Genomic DNA, 11,771 nt, shown 5'->3' with positions numbered 1-11,771 from the left:
CACCATGCCATCGGAGGTTTGACGGGCAAGCCCGCCGAGTCCAGTACCTGCGGACAGCACGAACCGGTGAACGCACTCGACGACACACAATTTCTCGCTGATACCGTGGAAAGAGGGCAAATGGCCTCCTTTTGAACATGTGTGAGTCGGGGGAAGCATGACGGAGTGGAAGCCGGGTTGGTGGGCACGCGCGTTCAGAGGTGCCGGGTCATGGGTGCTGTCGATCCGTGAGGGCCGCCTGCGCGTCTGCGGAATCCCCCGGGAGGTGGGCGTTGATGTCATCGACGTCCTTGGACTCGCAGTCGATGAAGGCTCAGGGCAGCTCATCGTCACTCTCGCCCACGGGACGGAGACGGTGCTCAACGGGCTGTCTCGTCGCGCGGTGCGTGAGGTCGCCGCTGCGTACCACTCCGAGCTCGATGAGCAACGGCATCTCGCCGCCCTGCTCTCAAAGGCTGAGGAGCAGGGCGAGGCGGCCAGCCTGTGGTGGTCCCGGGTCCGGGATGTGATGGACCGACTACGGTGGGCGGACCAGGACACGATCGCCGCGCTCCAGGGCTCCCGTCCGGACGTCGCTGTGTGGCTGGCTGTAGACAGCGATCCGAGGCTCTCCGGGCTTCCCAAGGGTAAACGTGAGGACCAGCGTGCCGCAGTCGACGCCTGCCGCACCACTGACTTGCCAAAGTGGGCTGCCCAGAGGAACGAGGCGTTCCTGGAGTGGGAGAAAAACGAGTTGGCGGACTTCTTCCGCAACGTCGAGAAGTCCCCACTGACAGACGAGCAGACGAGGGCGACGGTCTGCTTCGACAACCGGGTGCGTGTTATCGCGGCCGCGGGCTCCGGGAAGACGTCGACGATGGTAGCCCGCGCCGGGTATGCGATCCGGCGCGACATCGCCCAGCCGACGGAGATCCTCGCCCTCGCATTCAACAAGAAGGCAGCCGGTGAGCTCTCGGAGCGGCTTGTCACCCGCCTCGGCGATGAGGGTGCGTCGGTAGCGTCGAGCACCTTTCACGCCTTCGGACTGCGAGTCGTCGGTGAAGCGACCGGCCGAAAACCTTCGGTTCCCGATGACATCACCAATGGCAACGGGATCGGGCGGCTCGCGGCGATCGTTGATGGGCTCCGTGACCGGGACCCGGCCTTCCGGCGTGACTGGGACCTTTTCCGGCTCGTGTTCGGCAGGCAGCTGCCGGACCTCGGGGATGAAGAGGAGCCTGAGAGGTGGGACAGGAACACCGGTATTAACGGCTTCGGCACTCTCGCTGGTGAGGTCGTCAAGAGCCAGGAAGAGGTGATGATTGCCAACTGGCTCTTCCTCAACGGCGTCCGATATGAATACGAGCGACCCTACGCGCACGACGTTGCGGACGCGCACCACCGGCAGTACCAGCCGGACTTCTACTATCCGGACATCGACGTCTGGCATGAGCACTGGGCGCTCGGTTCAGACGGCAACCCGCCGCCACATTTTGACGGGTATGCCGAGAGCATGGCGTGGCGGCGGCAGACCCACACTCGATACAGCACAAGGCTTATCGAGACGACCTCGGCAACCATCCGGGACGGGTCCGGGTTCGAGCACCTGGAGCAGGAGCTCCGCCGGCACGGAATCCAACTCGAGGAAGATCCCTACAGGGAGGCACCCGGCGAGCCGCCTATCAGCGACCAGGCGATGGTGGCGCTGATGCGGTCCTTCATGGCACACGCGAAGGGCAACCGCCTCACCCCTGACGTGCTGACGCAGCGGGCCGGCCGAACCTTGCGGGCCAGGCTCTTCACACGTCTGTACGGCGTCATCCTCGCCGAATGGGACCGTCAGCTCCGAGCCGCGGGCCAGATCGATTTCGAGGACATGCTGAATCTCGCAACCGATCACGTCGAGTCGGGCCGGTGGACGAGTCCGTACCGGCTCGTCATGGTCGACGAGATGCAGGACACCAGCTCTGCCCGTGCGGCGCTGGTGAGGGCGCTGATGAAGACTCCTGGAAACTACCTTTACGCGGTCGGCGACGACTGGCAGTCGATCAACAGGTTCGCGGGCTCAGACCTCAGTGTGATGACCCGCTTCGATAATTGGTTCGGGACAGCGTCCACCATCTGGCTGGACCGCACCTTCCGGTCCCCGCAGTCCCTGTGCGATGTCGCAGGTGGGTTCGTGATGAAAAACCCCAATCAAATCTCCAAGAACGTCCGATCGTCAGCGCCGGAAGCTGGCGAGACCGTATGCGCGGTCAGTGTACGGGAGCGCAGCCACTACGGATCGGCCGTCCGGCAGCACCTGACAACCCTTGACTCAGAGCTCACTGAGCCAGCCACTGTGCTGCTGCTCGGCCGGTACTCCCGGTCCAAGGACGATGTCACCTCGGCGCTGGAAGCGAGATACGCCAACCTGACCATCGAGTTCAACACCGTGCACGCCTCGAAAGGAAAGGAGGCAGACTACGTCGTTGTGCTCGGCCTTGAGAGGAACGGATTCCCCAGCATTGTCGAGGATGATGCTCTCCTGCAACTGGCCATGTCCGCCCCTGACTCCTACCCACACGCAGAAGAACGACGCCTGTTCTATGTCGCACTGACCCGTGCCAAGCGCTCAGCGCTCCTGGTCACGCGCGCCGGTAGGGAATCAGCGTTCCTCCTCGAGCTGGTCGGAGATCGTGTCGTCAAGATCCGATCCGCGACAGGCGACGACATCACCCCAGTGGTCTGCCCGAAATGCAAGAAACACACGATGAGGGAACGCAAAGGGCCCTACGGCCGGTTCTTCGGCTGCGCCGGGTACCCGACCTGCAAAGGAACGATGAAACTCGCTGATAGTTAGGGACTAGGATGCCTGCCATGTTCCGAGGCACAGGTTCTACGCTTCGCGATATTTTGGCCGACTGACGAGTCCACCCCACGTGGTCGGCCAAGCCGAGCCTTGCGGAATGCAGCACTTGCAGAGGCCATCATCACACCGATACGCAGACCACGCGGGTCACCACCCTTAAAAATGTATGCTTTACGGGTGCGAGCCGTTGCCTATATCCGCAGGTCCAAAGACCCCACCGAGGGCAACGCGTCGCTCGTCGACCAGCGTGCCTGGATCATGGCGGAGAGCCGGAAGCTCCACCACACGGTCGCCAAGCACGACATCTTCGAAGAAGTCGTCAGTGCCTACCGTGACCGGCACCGCCCCGAGCGCGACCGCCTCGAAGGGGTCCTCGCCGAAGGCGACGTCAAGGCGCTCTACGTCCGGGACCTTGACCGACTGGCACGGCGGTTGATGGACACCGCCCGCATCGTCGACACCTGCAACCGCCACAACGTCACGATCTACACCCATGACCGCGTGTTCGCCCCTCGATCGCCCGACACCATCCTGCTGATCTCCGTCCTCGGCGGCCTGGCGGAGACCGAGGCGGCGACCACGAGCAAGCGGCTGAAGCGCACCGCCGAGAACATCCGCCAGAAGGGCGGCTGGAACGGCCCTGCCCCGTACGGCTGGATGCGGCCCGAGCAGCGCAACGCCGACGGCGTGAAGACGCTGAAGCTGCACCCGGAGGAGAGCAAGACCGTCCGCCGCATCGTCGAATGGCGGCTTGACGGACTCTCCGTCGCCGAGATCGTCCGGGAGCTCAACCAGCAGGGCCTGACCAACCGCGAGGGCCGGCCATTCCAATACCGCGCCGTCGCCTCGCTACTGCGCCATCCGCTCCTGGCCGGATACAACTCCCTCACGGCGAAGGCCGATGGACGCAGCGGCGGCCCAGGTCCAGACTTCCGCGACACGCGCAAGATCGTCATCGACAAGGATGGGCGTCCGGTCAAGAGTCATGAGGCGGTCTGCACGGAGGCCGAGTGGGAAACCCTGCGCCTGCTGATGAAGCCCCAACCGCTCAAGCGGACCCGGGCCCGCGCCGGAGGCCTTCCCCTGGTCGGCCTCGTCTACTGCGCCGGCTGCGGCACCAAGATGACCAGCAACAGGTCAATGGGTGAGTCGGGATCGTACGTGTGCAACGGACGGATGCGCGGCGCTGACTGCCCCGGCGTTGCAATCAACAGGGAAGCCCTGGAGCGCTTCATCCGCGACGTCGTCGCCGGATCGCTCGACAGCCCCGAGGTGATGGAGCTGCAGGCCGAGAGGCTGAACCAGGCCGCGGAAGGGAGCGCGAGCTCGGAGTTGTCCGAGCTCCACGAACAGGCTGATGCCCTGGGGGACTCCATCCTGATCCTGCGGGCCCAGATCAACACCGCGCCGGCCAGCGCGATGTCGGCACTGCTGAACCGCATCGGTGAGGAGGAGGCCCTCAAGGGTCAGATCGAGATGCGGATCTCGGAGAAGGCCGAGGGGCGACCGAGGGCGATCCCCGACATCAGCGGGGCCGAGTTCCTCGAGCTCTCCGAGACGGAACAGAAGTCCATCATCAGGGCCTTCCTCCGCAAGGTCGTGGTCTACGCCGACGACGGAAAGCGCGGGTCGGTCAAGGGGATGTTCGGCTCTCAGGGCACGAACCTGAGCCGGATCGGCTTCTGGTATCTCGGTGAAGCGGACGACCAGGAGCCCCGCCGCGGGGGCGGGTACTCTCTCATGCCCTCGAACGGCAGCTACCAGTGCCCCAAGTGCGAAGAACCTCGGACGTTCCGCTACCGGAACAACCTTCGCCACCACATGAACTACGCGCACCCGCAGCCAGTGCCGTGTCCTGAGTGCGGTGAGGAATTCCCTTTGCCCGGGCTGCCCAGCCACCGCCGCAACAAGCACGGGGTCAAGGGCTCACGCCAGTCCTGGAGCTGACTCTCGGGGACTAGGCAGCCCGACGGCGAGCCAAGCGCGCGGGCCTGGCAGCCTCAGCTGCCTCCGCCCGCCGGATGGCCACCGAGGCCGCCACGGCAGCTCCGGCCTGTATGGCCTCCACCGGGATCGGGCGGACGGCGATCGCGGCCGCAGCTGCCGCCGAGATCTGCACTGGCCTGCGCGGGGAGGCAGAGGCAGACGAAGCCACACCGCGTTCAGCGATGGTGACCTGTCCTGCCATGACTGCCTGCCTCAGATAGCTGTGCTTGAATGCCTATCGGCACTCTATCAACTAATGAGTCAGAGGATCAATCGAATGGAATCTGATAACGAGTCGAATTGTCACGCTCGGGGATGAGTCGACGAGATGAAGCGGGCTCAGGCCGCGGCAGCCCCGGCGTCGCTGATCCCGGCCAGCAGCCACTGCTCGGACAAAGGGTCGCGGCGCAGCTCGAAGGTTCGCAGCGCCGAAGTGGACGTCAGCCGGACCTGGACCTGCCAGTGTTCGACGCTGATCAGGTCGCCGCAGCCCACCGGTGCCCGCTTGGCGGTGTTCCACCAGTCGGTGCGAGTGAACCAGTGCACAGGTTCCGCGGCCACGGCCCAGATCCTGCCGTCATGCCTTACGGCCAGGGGAACCCCCTTCGCGGTGAAGCGGACCTCCACCGGAGCATCCAGAGGTTTGCTATTTGATGCTGTTGCTGCCACGGGTCCGCTCTCCAAGATTCCTGTTCATCATTTCTTCCCGGCGGGTAACCGCCGAACTCCACACCCAGGTCCGATACGTCACCGGCCCGTCCTTCCACGTCACTTCGACCGCTTTCGCTGTCCAGGCGAAGACCTCGCCGTCCACCAGTTCCGCGCAGTTCGGGAACCGGATCCATGCCTTGACAGGGATTCCGGGATACCCGTTCTTGGCCGGGAAGTGTTCGAAGTCGAGCTCTTCCGCGGTCAGCCCGATCGGGCCGGCCCGCCGCGCATACTGCGCTTGCAGCGCAGCGGCGAACTCTTCGGAGGACATAACACAACCTTAGAACATATATTCGAATAGACGACCCATAAAGATGGCGACTACGGCCGGCCGCCTCTCTCCCGGGAATCACCTTTGGTCCTGTTCTTCGATCCCCTGGGCACCAAGCTATGAAAGGGCACCGCCAACGCCCGCAATGGACTGATCCCGGTCCGCTGCCGGCTCGGCACAAAACGGCGCAGTGTGCCCGACAATGGGGACATGCCAGCTGCTTCTGCCCCCTGCACCGTCCACCACCTCTACTCCACACCCGGTCACCTCCTCCCTGCGTGCGGTGTAACCCCCGGCCCCGACGGGTCCGAGTGGCACACCGGACACGACGCAGCGGTCCTGCAGGCGTTCTCCGCGCAGGGATCCGCGTGCTGCTCCCTGTGTCTGGAGTTGTCCCTGTCATCTCCTGACTGACATGTGCAAGGTGGTACAGGTGGTACGTGGTCTGCCATACTGGTAGAGAAAACAGGTATACGAGTGGAAATTCTGCTCAGCCCCGGCTGAGCAGATCGTCCGTCCAGGCGGGCGTGGATAGTCCAGCTTCGGCTCCCGGGCGTGGCCTGGGAACGGGGGCTCGGGGAAACAGTTCTGAACTGTGGAGCCGAGACGCTGGACCTTCCGAACACTCATTGCCTGGACACAGAGCCAGGACGACAGGACCGACCAGAAGGACAAGACGACCATGGACATCACCAGGACCGCACACGTGACGCGGACGAAGCTGGCCGCGACCGCTGCGGCCCTGGCATGCGCCGCGCTCGTGCTCAGCGGCTGCAGCAGCTCCGGCGGGGACGGGCGGTACTTCGCCACCTCGGAAGGACAGAACGGCGACATCGTGGTCGTGGACGGTGATCAGATCACCTACTTCGACACCGCGAGCCGCCAGGACCTCGCCTGCCACTCCATCAACTCCGTCCTCGACGACCCGAAGGCGGCCGCGGCGAAGGGTGAGCTCAAGGACGCCTACACCGTCCGCGGCACCGGCAAGATCAACGAGTCCAAGTCCTCCGTGGACTGGACCGAGGCTGGCCGCAGCACCACCGAGACCGGCTCGATCAGCTTCGGCAAGGACAAGTCGACCATGGAGTTCGTCTTCTCCAACGGCGTCAACGACGTCGTGCTCGTGCCCGTCGACAGCGAGCAGGGCAAGGCCGTCAAGACCAAGTACTGCGGCTGAGGAGGCTGACCCCTTGACTGCCCCGATCGACCTGCAGCACCGGAGCCCCGTGGACCACGCGTCCGCGGGGCTCTGCCTTTTCTCTCCCGGGATGCGTCCGCGCGCCAGACAGGATGCAGGAGGCCGGGCATGACGCTCATCGGACCGATCAGGTACTACAAGGAGCGGGTGGCGTACCCCAGCGACGAGCAGCTGCGCGCAGCAAGAGCCACCTGGGATTTCGACGACATCCGCCGGCCGACGGACGATGTCGACTGCACGCACATCCAGCTGATCGAAGTCTCCGGCCGCAACGCGGGGGAGCGGCGGCAGCTCGAGGAGGAGAAACTCACACGCTTCTTCGACTACATCGGCACCCGGGCCGGCTTCCGGGTGCTCACCCACCAGAAGAAGCCGGACTCGGCCACTTCGGCCTTCGTCTCGCATGAGATCGTCTACGTCATCGAGTCCCGGCCGACCAGGGGGTACGCCAAGCTCACCCTGCGCTCTGAGCGGCCGCGCAGCGGGACCGCCGGTGCCGTATCGGACATCTTCAGCGCCGAGGGAATCGACCGCATCTCGCGGATCTTCGACAAGGGCCCCCGGAGGGATTAGGCCGGTGCTCCAGTACGACTGCCGCCCGACGGGAAAAGAAGACCCCGTGGACATCACGTCCACGGGGTCTTCTTGTGTCTGACTGGCTGGCAGTCCCGTATATGCCCTACAGCCGTCCGCCCTTCAGGCGCAGAGCCCGGTACTCCTCGATCGTCTCCGGCGGTCGTCCGTACTTTGGCGCATGTGTCTCGACGAAATCGATCTCGGCCCAGGTGTCCCGATGCCGGACCCGCGACCTGGCCAGCACCGCAAGCGCGGTTACTGAAACGACCACGTTGGCCAGCCACCACAAGATGGCGATGAGGACCGCCGCCTGGACCAGCCCCCGTTCAGAGGAGCCCGTCTGTGCCGCCACGGCCGCTAGGGCCGTTGAACTACCCAAAGCCATGCACCCGAGCAGGAGCCCGGCCACCCAGCCCTCCGTCGGCACCCGCCGGCGCGCCAGATCAGCGGGGCTGTCGCGATCGCGGACCAGCCGCAGCGCCTCGCGCAGGAAGAACACAGCAGCCAACGCGGCCAGGCAGTTCACCGCCAGCTCGCGCGCTCCCTCGAGCCACCAGCGCCCCGAGTGCCACCAGCCCAGCGGAAACTCGTCGCGCGCCTTGCCTCGCAGATTCATCCGTTCCATCCTTTCCCCCGTGGCAAGCAAAGGGCGGCGCACCCCTTGTCGGAGTGCGCCGCCCTCATCACCAACGATCAGTTCTTCGGGTCCTCAGCCGGCTTCCTCCGCGACACGGGACCGTCCGTGCGCTTCGGAGCCGGATCCGCCGTCCGTCGCGGCTGGGCCGGAGCCTGCTGCGACGGCTTCGGAGCCGGGGTGGGAGCCGAAGCCTTCGGAGCCTGAGCCGCCGGTGCCGATCGACGTCCGCTGCGTGGAGTCGGCTGGACACCCTGGCTGCCCTGAGCGCCTCCGGTAACCCGGCCACCGACACGGGGCTGGGTAGGAGCAGAAGCAGGAGCCGGGGCCTGCGGACGCTGACCGGACTGGCCCTGCGCCTGCGCCGGAGCGCCGGTGCGGGGCTGGACCGGAGCCCGGTGGGCACTGCCCTGGCCGGTCGGAGCCTGGGCCGGAGCCTGCGGGCTGCGGCGCTGACTGCCGCTGGCCTGCGGGACACCCGGTCCCGCCTGCACAGCACGGGAGCCGGAACCAACCTTGGCCTGCGGCTGCTGGCCTTCGGCGGCCCGCGTCGCCCGGGTGTCCGGAATCCCCGGGACCGCTGCGACGACGGGGTTCACCTGCGCGGGCCCGCCGGTACCAGCGCTGAAGCGCGGGCCCTGGCCCGAGGAGGCCGGAGCCGCCTGCTGTCCGGTGCCGAACTGCGTCGGTGCCGACTGGCCGGCGTCCGCCTTGCGGCCACGGCTGGTGTGCGCACCGCTATCGGTGCCGCCCGTGAGCCCGTCCCGCTTCTGGCCCTGGCCCTGGCCCTGGCCATGGCCCGGCTGCCCGGTACCAGGAGCACCCTGCACGCCGCCGAGCCCGAAGCTCGTCTGGCCGCCGATGGCCTGGCCGCCCCGCGAGGAGGGACCCTGGCCGGTGCTGTAGCCGAGGTTTGACAGGCCGCCCTTGCCGCTCAGGGTCTGAGCAGTCTCCTTGTCGGAGCGGGAGCTCCCCGCCTTGCCGCCCGTGAGCTGCAGAGGACCGCCCTTGTCGCCGGGACCCTCGGGACCACCAGCGGACGGGCCGCGGCCGCCGCTGTCACCACCACCGCCGGGAACCGGACCGGGACCGGCGGGGCTGCCGCCGTCGGGGCCGGCTTCCGGACCGTCGTTCGGACCGGCGGCCAGGGCCAGTGCACCCTTCCCGGCAGCAAGCGACTTCTGCTCACCGTTCAGGCCGCCGGCGTTGGTCGACGAGCCCTTGCCGCCACCGGGGGTGCCGCCGGGCTTCGTGGCCCCGCTGCCGCCGAGCTTGCCGCCTACGCCGGAGGCGAGCTTGTTACCCATGGCCATGCCCGCTCCGGCCCCGGCTCCCGCAGCCAGCGCGGGAAGCATGCCGCTCTTGTCCGGCTTCGGTGCGGTGTTGGTCTCGAGGAACTTGTCCACGAGCTTGGTGAACACCTCGTCCATCGCCTGCAGCACGACCTTGCGCACCCGCAGGAGCGCCAAGGTGATGCCGATGATCAGCAGCGAGGAGATCAGGGTCAGGATGACTACGATGATCCCGCCGAGCATGCCTGAGCCCCACAGGCCGTCCTGGGACATCCAGGCCGACACCGGTCCGGAGATGATGTCCGGGATGGAGATCAGCAGCTCCGAGACGAACTGGTAGATGAACAGCGTCACCAGCACCTCGAGGATCAGTGCGACGGAGTAGACGATCACCTTGCTGATCGCGGCGATCGCGCCCAGCGTGGCGAACGGCACCGCGGCCACGAGGCTGAAGGTGCGCTTGACCGCGCCCACCAGCATGCCGATGGCGTACCAGAAGCCGAGCAAGACCATGCTGCCCAACACGACGCCGGCGTTCTGCCAGTACATGAACTTCGCCGGGCCCGTGCCGACCTGGCTGACCGCCATGTGGTCCTCGCGGGTCAGGCCGCTGGTGACGTTGTTCGAGCTATACATCGTCATCGAGTCGGGGCCGAAGCCGGTGTTCAGGTAGTTGTACGCCGACAGCGCCGACATGTTGCAGGAGACCGGGGCGTTGTCCGCCCAGACTGAGAATCCGCAGCCGTGCTTGGTGCCCTGGGTCGAGAAGCTCGTCGTGTTCCCGCCCGGGTTCGAGGAGGTCAGGCCCTTGCCGCCGGCCGCCAGCACCGGGTGGTTGGTCGGGATGTAGTCCGACTCGCCGTGCCCGCCGAAGTTGTCGCTGTCACCGTAGGACTTCTTGTCGATGAACCACTCCTTCTTCACGTCGCTGTTGACCGGCAGGTTGGTAATCGCGCTCTTGATGCCCGACTCGAAGTCCGACGCCGATGTAATCTGGCCCGAGATGTAGCTGTTGAGCATGCCGAAGGTCTCGCCCGCGGCGTTGAAGTCACCCGCCGGGCTGCCCTCCATGCCCACCAGGCTGTTCTTCCAGGCCGTCTCGGCATTGGTCGCACCGGGGCCCACGCTGATGTCGCGGAAGGTCGAACCGTGCGCCTGCTTGTTGATCGCCAGTGCCGTCGTGCGCACCGACATCATCGCGTTGTTGCTTGCCTGGCCGTTGTCCCAGGCGATAACGGCCTCATCGGGAACGCCGAGACGGTCGTTCATCATCCAGGCTTCGAAGTCCACGTACGTGGAGAGCACCACACGGGTCGGGCCGGCGTGCTGGCCCAGCAGCGAGTCATCGAACTTGTCCAGGACGCCGGTGTACATCGAACCCATCAGCGGAAGGCCCACGCCAATGAAGACGACGCGCACGACGAGCTTCTTGATCGCCGAGCCGCGGTCCATCTTCTTGAACAGCACCAGGCCAATAATCAGAAACCCGATGAAGAGCGGGACCAGCGCCTCCCAGGCGATGGACTGCAGCAGGCCGTACCAGCTTGCGATCCAGTGCTGCAGGCCCGCCAGGGCACCGCCGCCGGCCTGGCCACCGGTCATCCCGTCGGCGAGGTCCTGCTGGTGCGCGCTGTTCGTATTGCCGCCGGAGTCCGCGACGCCTGCGACCGCCTGGTAGAACCACATGAACGGGTTCAGCACCTTCAGCAGCTGGATGATGAGATAGAACAGCGTGCCCACGGCCAGCGCCATCGCGTAGAGCAGCCAGATCGCGCCGCCGCCGATGAGCGACAGGATCTGTCCACCGATGCCCGAGGACATCGTGTCCAGGCCGAGGTCGGCGTTGGCCGCGCCGAAGTGGGCGTAGTCCACCATGCCGGAGTAGACGTTCTTGCCGCTGCCGCTGACTGTCGCATTCAGCGTGTCGTACCCGATGGTCTGCGTGGAGCCCGTCGCCTCGGCGAAGAGCCAGCCGACTACATTGAAGAGGCTGAATTCGGAGTCGGCGTAGCCGAGCATGTCGCCGCCCGTCGCCGGGTCGGCGGTGATCGCCCGCCAGTCCTCGTTCATCCGATCCTCAGGCTTGTCCTTGCCTTCGGGGGAGTTCTCCTGACTGAAGTACGTCGAGGCATTCGACGCCAGCTGGTACAGCGAGTAATTGTCGCGGTCCTCGTCGTCGGCAGCGTGCGCCGACGGCGCGAACACCGTCATCAGCAGCGGCACAACCAGTGCCACGAGCAGCGACAGAGCCAGGACGCGCACCAGCCCGCCCC

Annotated in this window: 9 protein-coding genes; 4 read left to right on the top strand and 5 right to left on the bottom strand. The window is 66.1% G+C overall.

Features of this window, described 5'->3' with window-relative positions; genetic code table 11:
- Nucleotides 1–157 precede the first annotated feature (157 nt).
- Nucleotides 158–2,821: a UvrD-helicase domain-containing protein gene (locus LD110_RS04315; RefSeq protein ID WP_225496643.1), complete on the top strand. Its 2,664-nt coding sequence runs from the start codon at nucleotides 158–160 to the stop codon at nucleotides 2,819–2,821.
- 186 nt (nucleotides 2,822–3,007) lie between these two features.
- Nucleotides 3,008–4,777, top strand: coding sequence for a recombinase family protein (locus LD110_RS04310; protein WP_225496640.1), 1,770 nt, complete (start codon nucleotides 3,008–3,010; stop codon nucleotides 4,775–4,777).
- A 10-nt stretch (nucleotides 4,778–4,787) separates the two neighbouring features.
- Here the strand turns inward: LD110_RS04310 and LD110_RS04305 are convergent, their stop codons facing one another.
- From LD110_RS04305 to LD110_RS04295, 3 genes are all read right to left on the bottom strand, one after another.
- A complete protein-coding gene (locus LD110_RS04305) occupies nucleotides 4,788–5,018 on the bottom strand; it encodes a hypothetical protein (protein ID WP_225496638.1) in 231 nt (76 codons plus the stop codon).
- A gap of 137 nt (nucleotides 5,019–5,155) precedes the next feature.
- Nucleotides 5,156–5,485 carry a hypothetical protein gene (locus LD110_RS04300; protein WP_374200299.1) on the bottom strand — a complete coding sequence of 110 codons (330 nt, stop codon included), beginning with the start codon at nucleotides 5,483–5,485 and terminating at the stop codon, nucleotides 5,156–5,158.
- Entirely contained in the window at nucleotides 5,463–5,798 is a 336-nt protein-coding gene (locus LD110_RS04295; RefSeq protein ID WP_225496637.1) for a hypothetical protein, read from the bottom strand. Before LD110_RS04295 ends, LD110_RS04300 begins: the two co-directional genes overlap by 23 nt.
- Nucleotides 5,799–6,480: 682 nt before the next feature.
- Between LD110_RS04295 and LD110_RS04290 the strand changes: the two genes are divergently transcribed.
- Together LD110_RS04290 and LD110_RS04285 are read left to right on the top strand one after the other, a co-directional pair.
- Nucleotides 6,481–6,975 (top strand): hypothetical protein, encoded by a 495-nt coding sequence (locus tag LD110_RS04290; RefSeq protein WP_056387692.1) that lies wholly within the window; start codon nucleotides 6,481–6,483, stop codon nucleotides 6,973–6,975.
- 129 nt (nucleotides 6,976–7,104) lie between these two features.
- On the top strand, nucleotides 7,105–7,569 hold the full coding sequence (locus LD110_RS04285; protein WP_225496636.1) for a hypothetical protein: 465 nt from the start codon (nucleotides 7,105–7,107) through the stop codon (nucleotides 7,567–7,569).
- Between the two features lie 106 nt (nucleotides 7,570–7,675).
- On the opposite strand, the gene LD110_RS04280 is transcribed toward LD110_RS04285, so the two are convergent.
- Nucleotides 7,676–8,188, bottom strand: coding sequence for a hypothetical protein (locus LD110_RS04280; RefSeq protein WP_225496634.1), 513 nt, complete (start codon nucleotides 8,186–8,188; stop codon nucleotides 7,676–7,678).
- Nucleotides 8,189–8,265: 77 nt separating this feature from the next.
- Nucleotides 8,266–11,760 carry a hypothetical protein gene (locus tag LD110_RS04275; RefSeq protein WP_225496632.1) on the bottom strand — a complete coding sequence of 1,165 codons (3,495 nt, stop codon included), beginning with the start codon at nucleotides 11,758–11,760 and terminating at the stop codon, nucleotides 8,266–8,268.
- Between the last annotated feature and the right edge of the window lie 11 nt (nucleotides 11,761–11,771).

Origin of the sequence: Arthrobacter sp. M4 (assembly GCF_020251205.1) — a bacterium.
GTDB lineage: Bacteria > Actinomycetota > Actinomycetes > Actinomycetales > Micrococcaceae > Arthrobacter.
This window is presented reverse-complemented; position numbering and strand designations above follow the sequence as displayed.